Source organism: Yersinia mollaretii ATCC 43969, assembly GCF_013282725.1.
In the GTDB taxonomy this organism is placed as follows: domain Bacteria; phylum Pseudomonadota; class Gammaproteobacteria; order Enterobacterales; family Enterobacteriaceae; genus Yersinia; species Yersinia mollaretii.
Genome location: NZ_CP054043.1, coordinates 2,949,527 through 2,970,354 on the forward strand (window position 1 = coordinate 2,949,527; position 20,828 = coordinate 2,970,354).

Below are 20,828 nucleotides of genomic sequence, written 5' to 3' on the forward strand. Positions count from 1 at the left end.
TTACTCCATCATTTTTTCAATCGGTAATACCAGAATGGAGCTGGCACCCAGCGCCTTCAGTTTTTCCATGGTTTCCCAGAACAGAGTTTCGCTACTCACCATGTGCATCGCGACGCGGCTCTTATCGCCAGCCAGTGGCAGAATGGTAGGGCGCTCGGCACCCGGCAGCAGGGTAATGATTTCGTCCAGACGTTCGCTCGGTGCGTGCATCATGATGTATTTGGATTCACGCGCCTGAATCACGCCTTGAATACGGGTCATCAGACGGTCAATAAGTTCTTGTTTCTCAGCAGGCATTTCGCCATCACGTTGGATCAGGCAGGCTTTCGAGCGGTAAATCACTTCAACTTCGCGCAGGCCGTTGGCTTCCAGCGTGGCACCGGTTGAAACCAAATCACAGATGACATCGGCTAAGCCCGCACGCGGCGCTACTTCAACTGAGCCGTTCAGCAAACAAGATTTAAAGCTAACACCTTGTTTGTCGAGGTACTGTTTTAAGATGTGGGGGTAAGAGGTGGCGATACGTTTATTTTGCAGGCATTGCGGGCCGGTGTACTCCGTATCCAGTGAGGCCGCCAGTGACAGGCGGCAGCCACCGAAATCGAGACGGCGTAAGGTGAAGTAACGTGGGTCTTCGCCCTGAGCGCGGCGGCTTAGCAACTCCTCTTCCAGCACATTTTCGCCGATAATGCCCAGATCAACCACTCCATCCATCACCAGTCCCGGGATATCGTCATCACGTACGCGCAGAATGTCGATTGGCATGTTTTCTGCGAAAGCGATCAGTCGCTGTTGCTGCAAATTGATTTTAATCCCGCAGCGTGACAGCAATTCATGGCAATCGTCACTCAGGCGGCCTGATTTCTGCATTGCGATACGTAAGCGTGTTTTATCCAGCATGGTAATCCTCTTAATCTATCAATATCTAATTTATAAAATGGTGGGCAACAAAAAAGCCCTCGGAAGATAATCTTCCGAGGGCTTTCTCTATTGCGTTCTACCGCCACCTGGAAGATTCGTTAACCGTCTTCCAGCACACATCGGCCTGCAAGACTAGTCAGGATGATGGTGATGATGGTGATTAAATTGAACGCGATTCATTATAATTTCTCTATGTGGGCTTTTTGAGGAAATCAAAATAGCCATAATTGGAACGTGCCATAATTTCTGTCAATCAACGTAAACCATCTGGCGGCAGTGGTGCAACCTTTTTTTCACCCGATGAGGTGATTTCAAGGTGGCAGGCCGCGACTGATCTGCCGCTAATCGTTTTCTTTATGGCGGTTATGACTCTATTTTATGTCAGTTTAAGCACAAAATTGTTACGCATTGCCATTACGCCGATGAATGACATGAACGTCATAATACGCTCAACATAATTGTTAGCGACAGCCAACTGGCGTAGGTTATCAGTATAGTATTTGTTATCGGTATGAATTATCAGCATGAGTTATCGGTATGAACCGGTGGAGAGCCATTAAAATGAAAAAAGTCGCCATTATTGGATTGGGCTGGTTGGGAATGCCGTTAGCGCAATCATTGATCCGTCGCGGAGTACAAGTGGTTGGCAGCAAGACCACACCGGATGGCGTCGAAGCCGCCAGAATGAGCGGAATTGATTGCTACCCATTACAACTGACACCGGAACTGATTTGCGAGCCGGATGATTTAGCGCAACTGATGACAGTTGATGCCTTGGTCATTACCTTACCCGCCAGCCGGACTACGGAAGGGGGCGGGGATTATTTTCAGGCGGTACAAATGGTGGTTGATAGCGCACTGGCTTTTGGTGTGCCGCGCATTATTTTTACCAGCTCCACCTCGGTGTATGGCGAAACCCGTGGTCGAATCAAAGAGAGTTCACCACTGCAACCGGTGACCACTGCCGGAAAAACGCTCATGGAACTCGAACTTTGGCTACATAAACTGCCCAATACCTCGGTGGATATTTTGCGCCTTGCCGGGTTGGTGGGGGCGGATCGCCACCCTGGGCGCTTTTTGGCGGGTAAAACCAATGTGAAAGGCGGTTCACTGGGGGTTAATTTGGTGCACCAAGAAGATGTGATCTCAGCCATTGAACTGTTGCTCAATTTGCCCAGAGGCGGCCATATTTACAATCTGTGCGCACCGCTTCACCCGAGCAAACGCGACTTCTATCCCGCCAGTGCACGGGCGTTACAGCTCACACCACCGGAGTTTGCCGTGGAGGATATTGAGGAGCCTGCACGTGAGATTGATGGCAGTAAGATTTGCAGCGAATTGGGGTTTGAGTATCAGTACCCTGATCCCGCAAGAATGCCTTTGAGCTGAAAATATACGGCTACTGCGCGTCGTCATACTGAGATTGTGCAGTGCTCGTACTCCTCACGTACTACGTGTACGTTCCGGGTACTGCGCGCTGTACGCACTCAGTCTGACTTAGCTCGTTACGCCTAGAATGGATGGGAACTTAAAACATTCAAAATAAGAATCAAATAAATGGGAGCATCCCATCACCGTTTCTGATGAATATAGGTCAGTGCCAATGCCATCGCCAGCACCAGCCCTTTGATGATGTCCATTGCATAGTAGGGCACAGATAACATCACCAGCCCATTTTGCAATACGCCGAGGATCACCGCGCCAATCAAGGTGCCGAAGGCATTGGGTTTGCCTGAACCCGCCAGCGAGAAACCAATATAGGCGGCTGCCACGGCATCCATCAGATAACCGCCACCGGCGTTCACTTGTGATGAACCAATGCGTGATGCCAGTAAAATCCCGCCCAGTGCCGCTAATAGTGATGAAAGCACATAGGCCAGCACCCGATAGCGCACCGTGCGGATACCCGCCAGCCGTGCGGCTTCTGGATTACCGCCGATGGCATACATCCGGCGGCCATGTTTGGTCAGCGACAAATACAACTGCACCACAATGGTGACCGCCAACATAATCAGCACGATAACCGGGACTTGTCCCAACGCTGAAAACATCTCAGGGATGACGCCCTCCGCCATATCGCCGCTTGGCAGCAACATATTCTGTGTAATCGAGCCGCCGTAGCTGTAGGTCATTGCCACACCTTGGATTACAAACAGACTGGCGAGGGTTGCCAGCATGTCGGGGATCTTCAGCACCACAATCAGGAACGCATTAAACAATCCGACCAGCGTACAAATCAGCAAGGTGAGAATGATCGCGCCTGTGGTGCCAAAGCCGTACCAGACAAACAGTGACACCACGATGGCGTTAGCCAATGACGCGGTGGAGCCGACTGACAGGTCAAACCCGCCAATCGACAGCGAAATCGACACCCCGATGGCGATCACCGTCACGATGGCAATCGATCGCAAAATATTGATGATATTGTTCGGATCGAGGAAGTTTTCCGATGCCAGACCAAATAACGCGATGAGCGCCACAACGGTGAGCAACATCCCCCATTTGTAGAGAAAATCAAATAGCTGGTGACGCCATGGCTGTGCGTCTGGTAGGGGCAGTTCTTTGCTCACTCTGGGACTCCTCCCGTTGAAAATAGTAATAATGTCTCTTCATCGACCTCTGCGGCGTTCAGTTCGGCGACAATGCGACCATCCCACAACACACAGATACGATCACATAAACCAACCAATTCTGAGAATTCACCGGAGGCATAGATAATGCCTTTGCCCTGCTGCGCCAATCCATCAATCAGATGGAACAGATCCTGCTTGGCTTTGATGTCCACCCCTTTGGTCGGCTCATCAAAAATCAGTACTTGCGCATCCCCCCGTAACCACTTGCCGATAGCCACTTTTTGCTGATTTCCGCCGGAGAGGCGAGCCAGTTTTTGCTGTGGTGAAGCGGTTCGCACCCCAAGGCGCTGGATCAGCTCTTTGGCCCAACGCAACTCTTGGCGACGGCTAAAAATACTCCAGCGGGAAAAACTGTCATCGGCGGCGACACTCAGGTTCATTGGAATACCCTCGTGGATAAAAATACCCTCTTTGCGCCGCTCTTCTGGTACCAGCGCCAATCCTTGCGCCACGGATTGGTCAGGTGAGCGCGGTTTCCATGCTTTACCCCGCAATTCGCCGCGATCAACACGGCTAGGAGTGGCACCAAACAAGGCTTTGCACAATTCGGTTTTGCCGGCACCGGCTAAGCCAGCGATGCCCAAAATCTCTCCCTCATGCAGTGTCAGTGAGATATCACGCAGTTTGTGCTGGTCATGCAACCCACTGACAGATAAAAGGATCTTCTCGCTGATAATGGCTCGTCGCGGCGGGAAAATATCATCCAAGGTGTGGCCGAGCATCTTTTCCACAATCTGCTCGCCACTTAAATCCCCCATCAGATCATGGCTAACGCGGCGGCCATCACGTAATACGGTCAATTGATCGCAGATTTCACGTAATTCATGGATGCGGTGCGAGATGAAAACGATGGCCATTCCTTCCGACTGCAAACGGCGCACCACACGAAACAGCCGCGCGCTCTCCTCTTGATCCAGTGGTGCAGTGGGTTCATCCAGAATCAGAAAGCGGCATTGGTGGGAAAGGGCGCGTGCCAGCAGCACCTGCTGTTTCTCTGCCAGCGTGCATGACTCCAAGCGCTGACGCACATTCAACTTAAGATCGAGCTGCCCAAGGAGGGCTTCCGCCTGACGGTAAAGCTGCGGCCAGTTAAACAGATGACCCCGCTCGGCGAGGGTATCCAGCATAATATTTTCCGCCACAGAGAGGGTAGGGATCAGCGCCACATCAACCTCTTGCTGAACCACATGGATGCCGTGCTGCTTTGCCTGCCGGGGGGAGTGAATGTCTATCTGCTGACCATCAATATAGATCTCGCCGCGATAGTGGCTGTGAGCGCCGGAAAGAATCGCCATCAGGGTCGATTTTCCTGCGCCATTGGCACCGACTAGCGCATGGGTAGAACCACCTTCCAGTGTAAAATCAACTTGTTGCAGAGCATGGAATCCAGAAAACGAGATAGAGATATTCCGCATCTCAAGGCGGGAGGAGGTGATGCTGGACATAAATTTCTGCAACTGCCCTATAAAGTATTGAGGCGGCCTACCCCTTTTGGCTATCTCGGAATAGGCTTATGAATTTTCTCAGGTAAACACGCTGGAGAAACAGCCAGTCAATTATGCTGCTGGCTGATAGCACTCTTTTTTAACACAGTTTTTATTAATCGCAACAAACTAAAATAGTTAAGCTATATCAAAAAATTATTAAACATTACTGGCGTTGCCCTTAAGATGAGAAAAACATTGCTGAGATTGCCATTTAAAAGGAACGCGCCATGAGCACGAATGCCATCCGAGTGCAGGTGGGGCCTGCTAACTATTTCTCTTTTCCGGGTGCTATCGACAAACTGAGTGAGTTTTATCCTCCGGCGGCACTGGATCATGCTTTGTGGATCTACGGCGAGCGCGCATTGGCGGCTGCCAGCGATTATCTGCCCGCCGCGTTTCATGGGGAAAATGCGGTACGTGCTGCATTCTCAACCCATTGCAGTGAATCGACGGTCGCCGATTTGGTGCAACAAGCGGGCAGTGATCGGCAGGTGGTGATTGGTATTGGTGGTGGGGCGGCATTGGATACGGCAAAAGTGGTGGCGTGTAAACTGGGCGTACCACTGGTTGCCATCCCCACTATCGCGGCCACTTGCGCGGCCTGGACGCCGCTGTCGGTTTGGTATAACGATGCCGGACAGGCGCTGAATTTTGAAATTTTCAACGACGCCAACCATTTGGTGTTGGTGGAACCGCGCATTATTTTGCAAGCCCCCGTGGCGTATCTGTTGGCGGGTATCGGCGATACGCTAGCGAAATGGTACGAGGCGGTGGTACTTAGCCCGCAACCAGAAACTCTATCTTTGACAGTGCGATTGGGGCTACAGGCGGCACTGGATATCCGCAATGTGCTGCTAAAACAGAGTGAAGCGGCGTTACAGGCAGTGAAGCAAGGTGAACTGACGCAAGATTTTCTGGATATTGTCGATGCCATTATTGCCGGTGGCGGCATGGTCGGTGGGCTGGGTGAGCGCTATACCCGTGTCGCGGCGGCCCATGCGGTGCACAACGGCTTGACGCTGCTCCCACAAACAGAACACTTCCTGCATGGCACCAAAGTCGCTTACGGGATCTTGGTCCAAACCGCACTGTTGGAGCAGGATGAAGCATTGAAATCGCTGATAACGGCCTTTAATAAGTTAGGTCTGCCAACGCATCTGGCCGCTCTGGATGTTGATATCAATGACCGCGAGGGAATTGAGCGCGTCATTGGCCGAATTCTGAAGCCGAGCGAGTCAATTCACTACCTACCCATTGCGCTAAATCCAGACAAACTGTGGGCAGCGATTGAGCGGGTGGAAATGGCCGCTCAACGCACGCACAGCGCGGGAATAGGTGTTTAGATCAATCCACCAGAAGAATATTGTTTCTAACGGTTTAACACCTTGTTTTTTGCCCTCGATTTAGGGCAAAATACGCGCCATGCAATAACCGACGTTTAAACGCGTCGGTTATTTTTTTGCATTCATGTTTTCACAAATCAAGAGGCCGGACAACGATCCGGATAGATAAACAGGTCCGCGAGCGATTATTCACATACGAAAATCGCCGTTATGAGGAAAGAAAGATGGGGCAATTATTTTCATTGGCACCGGTGCCCACCGGTATGCGCTGCACATGCAGCGATTATGGCGCAGCAGGTATGGTAAGTACCCGTTACACCGCTCTGGTTTCCCCACTTACGTATCCCAGGCAGATACGAAGTTTCCCCGTCACCTCTGACCGTTGCACTACACTTGCAAATCGAGTTAAAGGTATGGGGAGGCTGAATCATGACGCATAATGCTACTGTTGAAGTCGGCACCAATCAAACGGGCACCAACAACCGCGTTCAACTCAGAAAAACCCTGACGTTGGTACAAGTGGTGATGATGGGTCTGGCCTATTTGCAGCCGATGACCATTTTCGATACTTTTGGCATTGTATCCGGCCTGACCGATGGTCATGTCGCGACCTCTTACGCCATTGCGTTGATCGCGGTGCTCTTCACGGCTATCAGCTATGGCAAACTGGTTAAGCGCTTCCCGTCTGCGGGTTCGGCTTATACCTATGCCCAGAAATCCATTAGCCCGAACGTCGGTTTTATGGTGGGTTGGTCATCACTGCTGGACTACCTGTTCATGCCGATGATTAACATTCTGTTGGCGAAAATTTACCTTGAAGCCATTTTCCCTGGCGTGCCATCGTGGATTTTTGTTGGCGCACTGGTCACCCTGATGACGCTGTTCAACCTGCGTGGCATCAATGTGGTGGCGAACCTGAACTCCGTCATTGTGGTGGTTCAAGTCGCCATCATGGTGGTCTTTATGGGCCTGCTGATTCATGGCGTCTATCAAGGTGAAGGGGCGGGTACGCTGGTTAGCCCACGTCCGTTCTACTCGGAGAATGCCCATTTGGTGCCGATGATAACCGGGGCCACGATACTCTGCTTCTCATTCCTTGGCTTCGACGGCATCAGTTCGCTGTCTGAAGAGACTCCGAATGCCGGTAAAGTGATCCCGAAAGCGATTTTCCTGACCGCATTAATTGGTGGCGTGATCTTTATTGTCGTCTCTTACTTCTTGCAGCTCTATTTCCCGGACATTTCGCGCTTCACCGATCCTGATGCATCACAGCCGGAAATCATGCTGTTTGTGGCGGGTAAATTCTTCCAGTCAGTGATTCTGTGCTTCTCCTGTGTCACGGTGTTGGCATCCGGTATGGCCGCACACGCGGGGGTTTCACGCCTACTGTATGTGATGGGTCGCGATGGCGTATTCCCAGAAAAAGTATTTGGTTACGTGCATCCGAAGTGGCGCACTCCTGCCATCAACGTACTGTTGGTGGGGGGCGTGGCATTGTCTGCCATCTCCTTTGATCTGGTGACGGCAACCGCATTGATTAACTTCGGTGCGCTGGTCGCCTTTACCTTCGTTAACCTGTCAGTGATTTCGCAGTTCTACATTCGTGAACGCCGCAACCGCACCTTCAGGGATCACTTCAGCTACTTGATTCTGCCGATGATTGGCGCAGGAACCGTGGGTGTGCTGTGGATGAACTTGGAAAGCAGCTCAATGACCTTAGGGCTGGTATGGGGTGCTATCGGCCTGCTTTATATGATCTGGAAAACCCGCGCTTTCCGTCAGGCGTTGCCGCAGTTTAATGGTGAGCTGGCACAGTAACTCGATTTAACATTCTATTGTGACTGATGAGAAGTGTTATTACTGATGAAAACGGAGCCTGATGGCTCCGTTTTTTATGGGATAATCTTCAGTTGCCGAGGTTAACTCACCAAGCCTTTTGCATACTCAAACAGCGCTTTCAGTAGTGCCAATTTCTCTTTATCGTCTTCGTACTGGTTATAGAATTGCTCCAGTTGTAGGACGTAATCTTGCACACGCTCTGGATTGAGTGCTTCACGGCGATGTTCCAACCAGCGTTTCTGTTCACTGTCGGTCAAGGTGTTTGGATAGTTACGGGCGCGGAAACGAAAGAGTAGCGGTTCCAGCCGCGGGTCTTGGAACGTCAGATCCAGTGCTGGCAGGTTTTGCGCCTCAGTCTGCAAAATGATTTTCATGGTGGCGCGATCAGCATCGCTGAAAAAACCGTTATACAGTTGCGCATCCACATCGTCAGAGACAGCAAAGGGTTCAGCTTCGGCAAATAGCGCGACCACTTTTTCGCGCACTTGCGGGTTTTGTCGCAACAGTTGCAGATTTTGCAAGCAGCGTTGGCGGTCGATACCCAGCCGCTCGGCATTTTCTGGCAGCAATGTTTTAGCTGGGGCCAGCACCGGGCATTTATTGATATGCACCAGCTTCAGGGGGATAGCGGCATCCTGAGCACTGAGTTTATCGCGGCGGGTATAGAGACGTTCACGTAGCGTATCGCTATCCAGTTCCAGCAATGGCGACATATCACCCGCCAAATCGCACATGATCACCGCATTTTTATTCTCGGGATGCCATGCCAGTGGCGCGACCCAACTGGTGTTGCCCCGTGCGGCCCCGAACATGCCGGACACATGAACCAGCGGTGTCATCTCTGCGATATCAATCAATGCATTGATTTTATGCTTACTGCGGTGCTGATACAGGTAGTCGAACAGCCGTGGTTGTGCCTGTTTCACCAATTTTGCCATGGCGATGGTGGCGTGCACATCTGACATCGCATCATGGGCGTGAAGATGTTCGACGCCGTTGGCCTTGGTCAGATGCTCCAGTTTGAAACTCGGCAAACCATCTTCATTTTCCGGCCAGATAATGCCCTCCGGACGCAGCGCGTAGCAAGCGCGCATCACATCCAGCAAGTCCCAGCGGGAGTTCCCCCCTTGCCAGCTATAGGCATAGGGGTCATAGAAATTACGGTAGAAAATATTGCGGCTGACTTCATCATCGAAGCGAATATTGTTGTAACCGAGAATGCAGGTGCCGGGTACATTGAATGCCTGATTGATTTGGCGGGCAAATTCAGCTTCATTGACCCCATTGGCTAAGGCGTGTTGCGGGGTGATGCCGGTAATCATCACCGCCTCGGGCTGTGGCAGGTAGTCATCTGCTGGTGCACAGTAAATAACCAGTGGCTCTTCGATAATATTAAAATCTAAATCGGTACGCACCCCGGCAAACTGCGCTGGCCTGTCGAGAGCAGGCCGCTGACCGAAGGTTTCATAATCATGAACGTAAAATGTTGGCTGCTTATTTTTATCTGACATTATTCGGTTTAACCCTTAATTGACTAAGGTCGTGTACTCAGGTCATGCCTTATGAGTGGCCTGTTTGAACCCGCGTCTTTTTGAACAGGGGAACTCAGCGACCCATGACGTTGGGGGTAGAATAACATTTCAGACGGAGAGAGACGCTAATTTTGTCGCAACCATGCAACAATCAATGGGTTGTAAAATGCGCCACTGTTAATTATTGTGCCGGCATTCGCTGAAGTGACTTTTCTCTATCGGCAGATTTATTTTGAAATAATTATATTTCTCTCTAAATATGTCGATCGTAATAATATTTATCTGCCGTTTACTTAGCTATTTATATAATCCGCCTACTAAATAGCATGGTAGGACTCATAGTGAAAACACTTCTGTTAACCGGTGCAACAGGTTTTTTGGGCGGAGCAGTGCTCGAAAAGTTATTGTTGGAAAACTCAGATTTTAATTATTTATTATTAGTTAGGGCCAAGACACCGGAACAGGGATTAACCCGCATTCGAGAAAATCTGGCAAAGTTTTATCTGCCTGCCGGGCGGTTGAATAAAATAACGACGAACCATATTTTATTGGGTGATTTAGCTGAACCCAATAGTTTTATTCATGATCCGCGTATTAACGAGGTGACCCATGTTATTAATTGCGCGGCTGTCGCGTCATTCGGTAATAATCCATTAATCTGGAAAGTGAATGTTGAGGGTACGCTACTCTTTGGCAAAAGAATGGCCGAGGTGGCGGGTTTACAGCGGTTTGTCCATGTTGGGACGGCCATGTCATGCACCCCTGATGCGGATACTGTTGTGAGTGAGCAGGTATTATTAGCGGAAGATGATGCGCATTTAGTGGAGTACACCAAATCTAAATCTGCCATTGAACGCCTGCTGGTGGAACAGTGCCCAAATTTACCCTTAGTATTTGCTCGTCCATCGATTGTTGTTGGGCATACCCGTTTAGGTTGCCAGCCATCGAGCAGTATTTTTTGGGTATTCCGAATGGCGTTAATGCTGCGTAAATTTATGTGCTCATTGGATGACTATATTGACGTCATTCCTGTCGATTATTGTGCTGATGCGTTGCTCTGTATTTTGCAGCACCCAAACTTACCCGACAATATCTATCACATTTCTGCTGGGGAAAAAGAGAGCGTCAGTTTTGCCGAAATTGATCTGGCAATGTCATCAGCGGCGAGGCAGACCCCAATGGGGGCAGATTATCGGCAGGTAGAATATAGTGTGTTGGTACAGATGCGTAATCAACTGAAAGGTATTTTCGGCCCCTGTAATGAGCGGCTCATGTTGAAAGCCATGCGTTTATATGGCTCCTTCGCCATGCTCAATGTACGTTTTAATAATGAACGGCTACTGAGTTTGGGCATGCCACGATCGCCACGCTTCACCGATTATATTGCCTGCTGCGTGGAATCCAGCCACGGAATCACTATTCAGCAGCAAATGGCGGTTGATTTTAAATAAGCTAATTTCCCCGCCAGACTCCCTCTGGCGGGGAAACTCTATTTGACGCCATTTCCCACGACACATTGCCCACGACTTTTGGTTACGGTTAACCTCGTGTCAGCGAGCCATAACTCAGCTAGACTTGGGTTTTGGTATCTTATTGGAAGTAGGTGTGTTGTGCGCCTGAATAAAAAAATCTCGCCACTGGATAACCTGATTTATAGCCATTACCGCATCACTCATGCTTTGCGTATTACGCTGGCATTTATCTTAACGTTTCTGATTATCCGCTTGCTGGCACTCCCGGAAGGGACATGGCCACTGATCACACTGGTCGTGGTGATGGGGCCAATATCTTATTGGGGCAATGTGTTATCGAGGGCGCTACAACGTATTGGCGGCACTGTTTTTGGTGCCATCTCTGGCCTGATAGCCCTCTATCTTGAATCCTACTCCCTGACACTCATGCTGGTTTGGTGCGGGGTCGTGATGTTCCTGTGCGGCTATCTCACCCTAGGAAAGCGGCCTTATATGGCGCTGCTGATCGGGATTACGCTGGCGGTGGTCTGTGGCTCTGCACCGGGGGATATGAACACCGCGCTATGGCGCAGCGGCGATGTGATTTTTGGCTCCTTATTGGCGTTGATTTTTACCAGTGTTTATCCGCAGCGTGCCTTCACCCACTGGCGTATGCAAATGAGTGATAACTTGCGGGCTATCAGCCAGATTTACGCCGCTTATCTGTCGCCAAATGTGGTTGAGCGCCCGCGATTAGAGCCAAAGTTAAAAGCTGCGCTAAATCAGTCAGTGAAGATGCGCACGCTGATTGCCCCCTCGAGCAAAGAATCTCATATCAATAAAGACGTTTTCGAGGCTATTCAGACACTGAGCCGCAATCTGATATGCACCTTGGAGCTGTTGGTGGATGCCTATTGGTCGTCGCGCGAAAGCCATTTTATTATGCTCAACGCCAAAGGTTTACGTAGCACCCAGTTGATGACGATTCGCACGCTGAATACACTCAGTGACAGTCTGCGTGATGGTTCGCCTGCCCGTGAACGGGAGGTCGCGGCGGATTTGAGTGTGATTTCCAGCGAGTTAAAATCACTGATGCTGGCTGTGACGCAGGAGCAGCAGGTAGAAACGCCGATTTATGGCTATGTTTGGTTGAGTCTGGAGTTGACCAAACAGCTTGAGGAATTGGATGATCTGATTAATATGACTCTGCGCAGGTGATCATTCGTGGCGATCAGGCAGATGAAATTTCTGTCTGGCGGGTAAAGCAGGTAAGATAAGCCAATGAATCTTGTCACCGGGTACGGCAAAGCGGTAAGGTGCAGGTAGCCTGGTCACCAGCAATTGAATTTGTGTAAAACTTAAGTGAAGGTGTAAAAATGGATAATGCAATTAAGCCGACTTTCCAGGACGTTTTGGAGTTTGTGCGTATGTTTCGTCGCAAAAACAAGTTGCAGCGTGAAATCGTTGATAACGAAAAGAAAATCCGTGATAACCAAAAACGCGTTCTGTTGCTCGATAACCTGAGTGATTACATCAAACCCGGCATGAGCATTGAAGAGATTCAGGCGATTATCGCTGATATGCGCACGGCTTATGAAGATCGTGTTGATGAATACACCATCAAAAACGCCGATCTCTCTAAAGAGCGCCGCGAGTTGTCGAAAAAACTGAAAGCGATGGGCGAAGTTAAGTAACTTTTACCCAACGCGGGGTGGCTTTGAGGCTATCGAATATTAGGCTGGCATTGATTGCCAGCCTTTTTCTTAGCGGTTTTGACGTAAGAAGCGAAACGCCGGAATATTCACCCCTTTGATAAAGATAAAGGCCAGCAGCAGCGACCCCCAGAGCGCCATAGTGATATAACTACTGACCCCCATGATGTTCAGCCCGCTTTCCAGCATTTGCAGCAGGAACAGTGCCAGCACAATCCCGAAAATCTTACCGAATCCCCCATCAGGATTAACCCCGCCCAACACCGTCGCCAAAATGGTGATCAGCAGCAGTGACTCACCATAGGAGGCTTTGGCCGAGTTCAGTTTAGACATCATCAGCAGTGCGGCGACAGCGCACAGCAGGGATGAGATGACGTAAACCCAAATCAGTGTACGGCGGGTGTTTATGCCAGAGAAAAAGGTCGCTTTCTCATTGGAGCCGGAGAGATAAATTTGGCGGCCCAATGGGGTCTTCGCCAGAATCAGCCAGATAACCAACGCCACTGCGATGAACAGATAGAGCGGCAATGGCACACCGAGAAAATGACTGCGATCCAGAGCCAATACATAGTTTGGGAAGTTAGAGATGGCCGAGCCCTTGGAGATCAGCACGTTCACGCCTTTTAGCAGCGTCATGATGCCGAGTGTCGCCAAAATAGGGGAGACGCGAACAATCGAGATCAGCACACCATTAATCAGCCCCACCACTAAGGCGACCGAGGCACCGGCCAGCAGCATGAGCATCATTGAGCTGAATGTCGGCTCCAGATGAGTACAAACCCACGCCATGACAAGCGCACTGGCATTGGCGGTCGCAATAATGGATAAGTTAATCCCACCCGTCAGCATGGTGATAGCCATAGCCAGCGTTAATACCCCAGCGACAGGAATTTGCGAAGCGATGGATTGGAAGTTGGCCGCCGACCAGAATACCTGTGGGATCAGCAGGCTGAACACCACGCCAACCAGCACCAGCAGTGCGATCAGCCAGCGCTCGGTATGATCACGTTGCGTTGTTTTTGACATGATTATATCCCTACCTTATGACGTTGGCCCCAAGCCGTCACACTGATACTGATGACAATCACCAGACCGATAACCACGGTGTGCCAGTACGACGAAATACCCAGTAAATTCAATCCATTCTGTAATATCGCCAGCAGAATCACCCCCAGTAAAGTCCCCGTGAGGGTGCCACGCCCGCCCACAATACTGGTGCCACCGAGCACCACTGCTGCCAGCACGGTCAGCTCATAACCCAGCAATGAATCCGGCGCGACGGTTAAGACGGTATAGGACTGTACTACGCCGGCGATCCCAGATAAAAAACCCATATAGCCATAGACAAAGAGTTGCAGCTTAAGAATGCTGAACCCCATGCGGGAGGCCGCTTCCTGATTGCCGCCCAATGCATAAATTTGGCGGCCAATACTGGTGCGGGTCATCAGTAGGGCCGTGACGATAATGGTGATCAGGAGTGTCAGAATGGGCAGCGAGAGGCCATAGTCATAGCCATCGGCAGCGGTAAAGGAGAAGATCATTGGCCCATGTTCGAACCACTCAGGGTAGGTATAGAGCCAGACCCCCCGGCTGAGATACAACAGCAAGCCATAGAATATATTCAGCGTAGAAATGGTGATGATGATAGAGGGCACGCGCAGGCGATTAACCAGCAGCGCATTAATCAACCCCAACAATAATCCAATACCGCCTGCTAGCGCGAAAGCCACCGGGAAGTTGCCGCCAAATTTCACAATTAATGTCACCATGACATATTGCGAAATAATGGTCATGGCAGGGAATGAAATATCAATGCCGCCAGAAATTAACACGATAAATAATCCACACGCCAAAATGGTCAACATGGCATAGTTATTGATCAGATCGTAAATATTGGCGAGGGTCAGAAAATCTGGGCTAGTGAAGGCAAGATAAGTCGAAATAATCAAAATAGTGAAGGCCAACATCACTTCATGACGTTTCAGATGTTCTTTATTAAATAAACCGTCATGACTGCGGTTCACTTTATGGGGCACAGATTTATCTACCGCATGGGGATTAGCCATTGACTACCTCCGCGATGGCTGCTTCGCTGCTGTTGCTGGGTAAGAACTCCTGCACCAGTCTCCCGGCCCGCATCACTAAAATTCGGTGGCTGTTAAAGTAAGCCTCATCAATCTCATCGCAAACCATGAATATCGCAATGCCCCGTGCTGCTAGCGCATTGATAATATTATAAATACCCGCTTTATTGGCGATATCGACCCCGACGGTGGGGGAGTCGAGAATCAATATTTGGGGATCAGTGGCGAGCCATTTGGCTATCGCAATCCGCTGCGCATTACCGCCGGATAAGGTATTTACCGGCAAGTCGCTATTGCCGATTTTGATCGACAGGTGCTTCACCATATCTTCGACCAAGGTATCGACCCGCTCAGTGCGCATCAGATGAAAGGCATTTTTCAGCCGATGCAACACGGTGGCGCTGATATTGTCGCGAATAGATTGCGCCATAATCAATCCGGTGCTCATTCTATCTTCCGAAACGTAACCGATACCCGCAGCAATGGCGTCGCGGTTACTGGCAAAATAGACCGGTTTATCATTGATACGAATGGTGCCTGACTCCGGCGTGGTCAAACCGAATAAACTCAGGCAGAGTTCAGTTCGCCCAGAACCCAGCAAGCCCACCAACGAGACAATTTCGCCGGGATGCAGAGTCAGTGAGATATTGTGATACTCGTGGCTGCGGGACAGCTCCTCCACCGCTAACACCGGTGGGCGGGCGGCGTGATAGGGCGGCAGCACCTGAAAATCAAACTTCATGCCGGTCATTAGCCAAGCCAATCTCTGGTTATCCACTTCGGCAGCAGGGTAAGTACCGACCCAATCCCCATCTTTCAGCACCGTAATGCGGTCTGAAATTTCCAGCACTTCACTCAAGCGGTGGCTGACAAAGACCACGCATATATTGCGTGATTTCAGCTCATGCACCACGCGCAGCAAGCCGTTAACCTCTTGTCGCGTCAGAGAGGCGGTGGGTTCATCCATCACAATCAGGCGGGCATCCTGTGCCAGTGCGCGGCAAATGGCGACCAATTGCTTCTGAGCAATGGGTAAATTCTCAACCAATTCATCCAGATCAAGGTGGGCATCAATGCTACTGATCACCTGTTTCGCTGTGGCGCGCATTTGGCGTTTATCCACCCACAGATGATGGTGATAATGGTTCATGGCGATATTCTCAGCCACAGTCAGATTTGGGAAGAGTGACAAATCCTGATAAATCACCTGAATCCCCAGCCGAACCGATTCGATCGGTGTCAGGGTGGCGTAGGTTTTGCCATCAATGGTTATTGCGGCATCCGCATCGGGCTGGTAGACGCCGGAGATAATCTTGATCAGTGTCGATTTACCACAACCGTTCTGCCCCGCGAGGCAATGAACCTCACCCGGTAGCAGGGTCATCGCGACCTTGTTTAGCGCCTTGACGCCATAAAAGGTTTTGCTGATGTTTTCCAGGGTAATAAATGGCTGCATAGATCCTCTGGATACAAATAGATGCTATCTAAACCATAAAAGAGCCAGACAAGAGACTGCGACCATGAAGCTGGAGCAATATCAATTGAAGGGGAAGCGTGCCGTTGGGGTCGTAGCGGCGTAAGCCGCCGGAGTGCCCCTAGGTGCGTTAAACCCTTCTGACTCAGAACTTATCGGCTATTTTTTTCATTAATGGCAGAACCGAACAGGCCATTCGGTTCTGCCATAACGTGGTGAATCAATACAGCGAATCGACGTTATCTTTGGTGACACGCAACACATTGTGGAACTGAATCAGATGCTTATCCTGATCGACTTCCGCTTTACCCACCCCCGGGATCTCCATACCGGTTTCGATTTTCTCGCCTTTCAACACTTTGTCAGCGACGGCGGTCAAGGCATAACCGGCAGAACCTGGGTCATAGGTCACGCCCATCGCAATATCACCGCTTTTCACCAGAGAAGCCGCTTGAGAAGGGATCATCATGCCAAAGACATGCACTTTATCTTTCGCCCGTTTCTCTTTCACGGCACGACCGGCCCCAATCGGGCCTTGTGAACCGAAAGCCACAATCCCTTTCAGGTCACTGTGGGCTTTCATCAAGTCCAGCGTGGTGCGGCGTGAATCATCAATGCTCTCGGCAACTGGCATACGGCTGGTCACTTCGAACATATCGGGGTAGTGCTCTTTCTGATATTTAACAAACAGATCGGCCCACAGATTATGTTGTGGCACGGTCAGGCTACCGACATAAATGACATAGCCGCCTTTGCCCCCCATGGCTTTCGCCATCTCTTCCACGTTATCGGCGGCAAATTTAGCGTTATCAATGATTTCGATATCCCAGTTGGCACTTGGCTGCCCCGGAGATTCATTGGTCAACACCACGATCCCTGCGTCACGGGCTTTCTTGAATACCGGCTCCAGCACATCGGCATCGTTCGGTACAATACTGATAGCACTGACTTTCTTGGCGATTAAGTCCTCGATGATTTTCACTTGTTGTGGGGCATCGGTACTGGAGGGGCCGACCTGATAGGCTTTGATACCCAAGTCTTTACCCGCCCGCTCCACGCCTTCACCCATGCGGTTAAACCACGGCATACCCGCGATTTTCGAGATATTGACCACTTCGACTTCTTGCGCCAGTGCGCTACCCGAGCACGCCATCATGCTAAACAGGCTGGCGGCCAGTAAGGTTTTGACACTCAATTTATTCATCTAATAAGGCTCCCGGAGCAAATGTAGGTTGAGGTTATCGTTATGACCTGCGGTATTGCTGCAATAGTTGGCTTCTGTATTACATGAGTTTTATTTATGTTTTTAAAAAATTGAAGATTTAACAGGCAGCAGATTTTACATCTGCACTACATTTCCTGTTGCTCGACTCTAATCCCCCGATAGCGATTTCCCCCATATCCCTGAATGCTATTTATATGGATTAATTAGCTGCTTTCCCTGTTTGTGACTGAGGTCATGATTCTGGCGGGAAGGGCAAAGAGAATTACATAAAAGTGATGGGCAGGAGGGGAATAACAGGGGTGATTACATGGACATTATGATTCGGATATTTCTCACCCATTTAGCTCGCCATCTGGGACTCAATAGCGGCCAAAGAGATTACCGCACCCCACCGGACACCATGGTCAGCAGGTGCTGGTTTGGGTAGTTTTGGGTGATATTGCGCCGCTGTAGTTGCCAATAAATCTGTTCTACGTCATGGCGTTGGCGGTCTAGTAGCAACCCCACCACACTGCCGCTGTGGGCGACATTCAGCCCGTATAAATCCAGATCTTCCACTAATTCCATCAGCGCCGAAAAATCGGGTTTGACCAGCAAACGCTGGCTGGCTTGTGCGCTGAGGGTGGTGGCTTGGCCCAACAGTGAACAGTCGCGGCGGTCAACGGCTTGGGTAAAGAGTTGCCACGCTTGCGCCAGTGAAGCGGCACTGGTCAGCAGTTCAGCTTGGCGATCACGGCGATGGTAATCCTCGGTATTTAGGATCTGCGGGCTTTCCAGCAGCAAAATATCCACGGCGGGCTGCCAATCATAAGAAATTTGTGTGGCGGCGGTTTGGTGATCAAACAGAGTTAACTGCTGAAACAGTGTGCTGTCAGTGGGTTCGAGGCTGACACACAGTGCCGCGAGGGTGGTCTCATCAAGGGTTTCACCCAAATGACGGGCGGTGGCCAGTGCGGTGGCAGCAATATCTGCGGTGCTGCTCGCCAGCCCTTTTGCCACCGGAATGGTGGAATCAAAATGGATATTAAGGCCACGGGCCAGCTCGGCGGGGTGGTCGAAGTGAGCCAGCACCGCCGCCAACATCTGGCGCATCCGGGGCCGCTCATGGCCGCTGGGTATCCCGTCACTCACCGAGACGGTGCTGAACCAGTTCACCGGGCAGGAGATCAGCTTCTCGCCTCCCAGTATCCAGCCCTGAATTAACTCACCACAGGAGGCAGGGCATCGGGCTTCAGCCATGGCCGAAAACCTGTTGCAGGGCGCTGATCAGCCGCTGATTATCTGCGGCACTTTTGATCGCCACGCGGTAGTGGTCACGGGTCAAACCGGGGTAGTTGGCGCAATGGCGGATCAAAATATGGTACTGCAAGAGCGCCTGTTGTAGGTGGATTTCCGGTGTCAGGCAGCGCAGGAAAATATAGTTAGCCGCCCCTTGCCAGACCTGTAACGCAGGCAGGGTAGACAATTGTTGATATAACCAACGCTGCTGCTGTGCCAGCCATTGATGCGTGGCCTGAATATAGGGTTGGTCATCGAGGATAATCTCGCCCGCCAGCGCCGCGAAGGCATTGATAGTCCAAGGTTCGCGCTGCTGTTTCATCTGGGCGATGGCCGCCTGATCGCCACTGAGTAGATAACCCAAGCGCAGCCCCGGAATGGCGAAAAATTTGGTCAGCGAGCGCAGCACATAGAGACGCGGGAAATCCGCCAGTTGGGGGATCAACCCCGGCGCATCCGGCAGAAAATCGATAAAGGCCTCATCGACAATCAACGCAATGTGATGTTGGTGGCAGCACTGCACAATGGCTTGCAGCAGCGCACTATCAGGCATCAGCCCCGTGGGGTTATTCGGTGTCGCCAGAAACAGGCAGTCAGGGCGTAGCTGTGCCAATCGCGCCAGTAAGCGCTCATCGGGCTGATAGCCCTCCGCTTCACTCAGCGAATAATCATGAATCTGGCAGCCGACCCGTTGCAGGGCGCGGCGATACTCGGCAAAACCCGGTGTCAGCAGCAAGGCACTGCGCGGTTGCAGATACTGCACCACCGCATAAATCAATTCGGTGGCCCCATTGCCCGCCATGATGTTCTCCGGCTGGCAGTGGTGAGCGCGGGCCAGCGCGGCATGGAGCTGGCGATACTCAACATCAGGGTAGCACTCTGCACGGGCTAACTGCGCAACAATGGCGGTTTTCAGCGAATTGGGCATCCCCAGCGGATTAATATTGGCACTGAAATCAATGATATTCGCTGCATCTGTCCCGATTTTCAGCGCCATCTCCAGCACATTGCCACCATGCTCACTCATTGCTGCGTTATACCCTTAGTTAGTTTGGGTGTTCAGAGTACCATAAGCGAGGGAATTGAGCTTAGCGACAACGTTTCTGGCGTGAATGCCAGAATCTCCCGCAGGCGCACTACATCCCCAATCACAATCAATGCCGGAGCCGATAAACCCTGCGCGGCGGCCTGATCCGCTAAGGTGGTCAAGGTGCCACTGGCGACTTGCTGCTGCTGGTGGCTGGCATACATCACCACGGCGGCGGGCGTAGTCGGCGCTTTTCCTCCAGCGATCAACTGCTGGCAAATCGTCGCCAGTTGCGTCATCCCCATCAAGATAACCAGTGTGCCCTCCAACTTCGCCAGTGTCGCCCAATCCTGTGGCTCATTACCTTGGCGCAGATGCCCGGTAATCACATGAAAACCAGAGGCATAATCACGGTGGGTCACCGGAATGCCCGCATAGGCTAGCCCGCCAATGGCGGAGCTGATTCCCGGAATCACTTCAAATGGGATCGCCGCCAGCGCCAGTGCTTCCGCTTCCTCCCCGCCGCGCCCGAACACATAGGGATCGCCGCCTTTGAGCCGCACCACATTCAGCCCGCGTTGGGCGCAATCCACCAAAATCTGATTGATCTCCGGCTGCGGCACCAAGTGGTGATTGGGGTTCTTGCCCACATTAATCATTTCACAGCCGTCAGGGGCTTCCGCCAGCAGCTCGGCACAGACCAGCCGGTCATACACCAGTGCCTCGGCCTGACGAATGGCATGCAACCCTTTTACCGTAATCAGCGCCGCATCCCCCGGCCCCGCGCCCACCAGCCACACTTTTCCACTTTTCATCTTGTTT

The 20,828-nt window shown here is 51.2% G+C and carries 19 protein-coding genes and 1 other annotated feature; of the genes, 7 read left to right on the plus strand and 12 right to left on the minus strand.

Annotated features, from left to right (window positions below):
• Positions 1-900, minus strand: a complete 900-nt coding sequence (hisG, locus tag HRD69_RS12980; protein WP_004873659.1) for an ATP phosphoribosyltransferase — start codon at positions 898-900, stop codon at positions 1-3.
• A 47-nt stretch (positions 901-947) separates the two neighbouring features.
• Positions 948-1,078, minus strand: a sequence feature (His leader region).
• Positions 1,054-1,101 carry a his operon leader peptide gene (hisL, locus tag HRD69_RS12985; RefSeq protein ID WP_002231208.1) on the minus strand — a complete coding sequence of 16 codons (48 nt, stop codon included), beginning with the start codon at positions 1,099-1,101 and terminating at the stop codon, positions 1,054-1,056. It overlaps the preceding feature by 25 nt.
• 381 nt (positions 1,102-1,482) lie before the next feature.
• Between hisL and HRD69_RS12990 the strand changes: the two genes are divergently transcribed.
• Positions 1,483-2,310 carry an SDR family oxidoreductase gene (locus HRD69_RS12990; RefSeq protein ID WP_004873657.1) on the plus strand — a complete coding sequence of 276 codons (828 nt, stop codon included), beginning with the start codon at positions 1,483-1,485 and terminating at the stop codon, positions 2,308-2,310.
• Between the two features lie 182 nt (positions 2,311-2,492).
• On the opposite strand, the gene HRD69_RS12995 is transcribed toward HRD69_RS12990, so the two are convergent.
• Together HRD69_RS12995 and HRD69_RS13000 are read right to left on the minus strand one after the other, a co-directional pair.
• Complete coding sequence (locus HRD69_RS12995; protein WP_032813088.1) at positions 2,493-3,491, minus strand: ABC transporter permease; 999 nt, start codon at positions 3,489-3,491, stop codon at positions 2,493-2,495.
• Positions 3,488-4,999 (minus strand): sugar ABC transporter ATP-binding protein, encoded by a 1,512-nt coding sequence (locus HRD69_RS13000; protein WP_004873655.1) that lies wholly within the window; start codon positions 4,997-4,999, stop codon positions 3,488-3,490. The genes HRD69_RS12995 and HRD69_RS13000 overlap by 4 nt, the downstream gene beginning before the upstream one ends.
• A 269-nt stretch (positions 5,000-5,268) precedes the next feature.
• Here HRD69_RS13000 and HRD69_RS13005 point away from each other — a divergent pair, with 269 nt between their 5' ends.
• From HRD69_RS13005 to HRD69_RS13010, 3 genes are all read left to right on the plus strand, one after another.
• Positions 5,269-6,384: an oxidoreductase gene (locus tag HRD69_RS13005; RefSeq protein ID WP_032813087.1), complete on the plus strand. Its 1,116-nt coding sequence runs from the start codon at positions 5,269-5,271 to the stop codon at positions 6,382-6,384.
• A 224-nt stretch (positions 6,385-6,608) separates the two neighbouring features.
• A complete protein-coding gene (locus HRD69_RS20780; RefSeq protein ID WP_032813085.1) occupies positions 6,609-6,824 on the plus strand; it encodes a hypothetical protein in 216 nt (71 codons plus the stop codon).
• Positions 6,814-8,202 carry an APC family permease gene (locus HRD69_RS13010; RefSeq protein WP_004873653.1) on the plus strand — a complete coding sequence of 463 codons (1,389 nt, stop codon included), beginning with the start codon at positions 6,814-6,816 and terminating at the stop codon, positions 8,200-8,202. Before HRD69_RS20780 ends, HRD69_RS13010 begins: the two co-directional genes overlap by 11 nt.
• A gap of 101 nt (positions 8,203-8,303) precedes the next feature.
• On the opposite strand, the gene sbcB is transcribed toward HRD69_RS13010, so the two are convergent.
• Complete coding sequence (sbcB, locus tag HRD69_RS13015) at positions 8,304-9,734, minus strand: exodeoxyribonuclease I (RefSeq protein WP_004873652.1); 1,431 nt, start codon at positions 9,732-9,734, stop codon at positions 8,304-8,306.
• Between the two features lie 362 nt (positions 9,735-10,096).
• Here sbcB and HRD69_RS13020 point away from each other — a divergent pair, with 362 nt between their 5' ends.
• The 3 genes from HRD69_RS13020 (at position 10,097) to tmaR (ending at position 12,900) form a co-directional block, all read left to right on the plus strand.
• Positions 10,097-11,206, plus strand: coding sequence for an SDR family oxidoreductase (locus tag HRD69_RS13020; RefSeq protein WP_004873651.1), 1,110 nt, complete (start codon positions 10,097-10,099; stop codon positions 11,204-11,206).
• Between the two features lie 159 nt (positions 11,207-11,365).
• Positions 11,366-12,424 carry an FUSC family protein gene (locus tag HRD69_RS13025; protein WP_004873650.1) on the plus strand — a complete coding sequence of 353 codons (1,059 nt, stop codon included), beginning with the start codon at positions 11,366-11,368 and terminating at the stop codon, positions 12,422-12,424.
• A gap of 158 nt (positions 12,425-12,582) precedes the next feature.
• Positions 12,583-12,900, plus strand: a complete 318-nt coding sequence (gene tmaR, locus HRD69_RS13030) for a PTS system regulator TmaR (RefSeq protein WP_004711143.1) — start codon at positions 12,583-12,585, stop codon at positions 12,898-12,900.
• A gap of 69 nt (positions 12,901-12,969) precedes the next feature.
• Here tmaR and HRD69_RS13035 read toward each other — a convergent pair whose 3' ends face one another.
• The 7 genes from HRD69_RS13035 to cobA all read right to left on the minus strand — a co-directional run bounded on the left by HRD69_RS13035 (position 12,970) and on the right by cobA (position 20,821).
• Entirely contained in the window at positions 12,970-13,944 is a 975-nt protein-coding gene (locus HRD69_RS13035; protein ID WP_004873648.1) for an ABC transporter permease, read from the minus strand.
• A gap of 2 nt (positions 13,945-13,946) precedes the next feature.
• Positions 13,947-14,885, minus strand: coding sequence for an ABC transporter permease (locus HRD69_RS13040; RefSeq protein ID WP_032813112.1), 939 nt, complete (start codon positions 14,883-14,885; stop codon positions 13,947-13,949).
• 91 nt (positions 14,886-14,976) lie between these two features.
• Positions 14,977-16,458: a sugar ABC transporter ATP-binding protein gene (locus tag HRD69_RS13045; RefSeq protein ID WP_004873646.1), complete on the minus strand. Its 1,482-nt coding sequence runs from the start codon at positions 16,456-16,458 to the stop codon at positions 14,977-14,979.
• A gap of 238 nt (positions 16,459-16,696) precedes the next feature.
• Positions 16,697-17,632, minus strand: a complete 936-nt coding sequence (locus tag HRD69_RS13050; RefSeq protein WP_230675070.1) for an autoinducer 2 ABC transporter substrate-binding protein — start codon at positions 17,630-17,632, stop codon at positions 16,697-16,699.
• A 447-nt stretch (positions 17,633-18,079) separates the two neighbouring features.
• Positions 18,080-18,940: a GHMP family kinase ATP-binding protein gene (locus HRD69_RS13055; RefSeq protein ID WP_032813082.1), complete on the minus strand. Its 861-nt coding sequence runs from the start codon at positions 18,938-18,940 to the stop codon at positions 18,080-18,082.
• A complete protein-coding gene (cobD, locus tag HRD69_RS13060) occupies positions 18,933-20,006 on the minus strand; it encodes a threonine-phosphate decarboxylase CobD (protein WP_004873643.1) in 1,074 nt (357 codons plus the stop codon). Before cobD ends, HRD69_RS13055 begins: the two co-directional genes overlap by 8 nt.
• Positions 20,007-20,038: 32 nt before the next feature.
• Positions 20,039-20,821: a uroporphyrinogen-III C-methyltransferase gene (cobA, locus tag HRD69_RS13065; protein WP_004873642.1), complete on the minus strand. Its 783-nt coding sequence runs from the start codon at positions 20,819-20,821 to the stop codon at positions 20,039-20,041.
• Positions 20,822-20,828: the final 7 nt, after the last annotated feature.

Excerpts from the sequence above, each read along its gene's own strand:
- HRD69_RS13045 (WP_004873646.1), bottom strand. The coding sequence starts at position 16,458 with ATGCAGCCATTTATTACCCTGGAAAACATCAGCAAAACCTTTTATGGC.
- HRD69_RS13000 (WP_004873655.1), bottom strand. The coding sequence starts at position 4,999 with ATGTCCAGCATCACCTCCTCCCGCCTTGAGATGCGGAATATCTCTATC.
- HRD69_RS13050 (WP_230675070.1), bottom strand. The coding sequence starts at position 17,632 with ATGATGGCGTGCTCGGGTAGCGCACTGGCGCAAGAAGTCGAAGTGGTC.
- HRD69_RS13010 (WP_004873653.1), top strand. The coding sequence starts at position 6,814 with ATGACGCATAATGCTACTGTTGAAGTCGGCACCAATCAAACGGGCACC.
- cobD (WP_004873643.1), bottom strand. The coding sequence starts at position 20,006 with ATGAGTGAGCATGGTGGCAATGTGCTGGAGATGGCGCTGAAAATCGGG.
- HRD69_RS13035 (WP_004873648.1), bottom strand. The coding sequence starts at position 13,944 with ATGTCAAAAACAACGCAACGTGATCATACCGAGCGCTGGCTGATCGCA.
- hisG (WP_004873659.1), bottom strand. The coding sequence starts at position 900 with ATGCTGGATAAAACACGCTTACGTATCGCAATGCAGAAATCAGGCCGC.
- HRD69_RS12990 (WP_004873657.1), top strand. The coding sequence starts at position 1,483 with ATGAAAAAAGTCGCCATTATTGGATTGGGCTGGTTGGGAATGCCGTTA.
- HRD69_RS13040 (WP_032813112.1), bottom strand. The coding sequence starts at position 14,885 with ATGTTGGCCTTCACTATTTTGATTATTTCGACTTATCTTGCCTTCACT.
- cobA (WP_004873642.1), bottom strand. The coding sequence starts at position 20,821 with ATGAAAAGTGGAAAAGTGTGGCTGGTGGGCGCGGGGCCGGGGGATGCG.
- tmaR (WP_004711143.1), top strand. The coding sequence starts at position 12,583 with ATGGATAATGCAATTAAGCCGACTTTCCAGGACGTTTTGGAGTTTGTG.
- HRD69_RS20780 (WP_032813085.1), top strand. The coding sequence starts at position 6,609 with ATGGGGCAATTATTTTCATTGGCACCGGTGCCCACCGGTATGCGCTGC.
- sbcB (WP_004873652.1), bottom strand. The coding sequence starts at position 9,734 with ATGTCAGATAAAAATAAGCAGCCAACATTTTACGTTCATGATTATGAA.
- HRD69_RS13055 (WP_032813082.1), bottom strand. The coding sequence starts at position 18,940 with ATGGCTGAAGCCCGATGCCCTGCCTCCTGTGGTGAGTTAATTCAGGGC.
- HRD69_RS13005 (WP_032813087.1), top strand. The coding sequence starts at position 5,269 with ATGAGCACGAATGCCATCCGAGTGCAGGTGGGGCCTGCTAACTATTTC.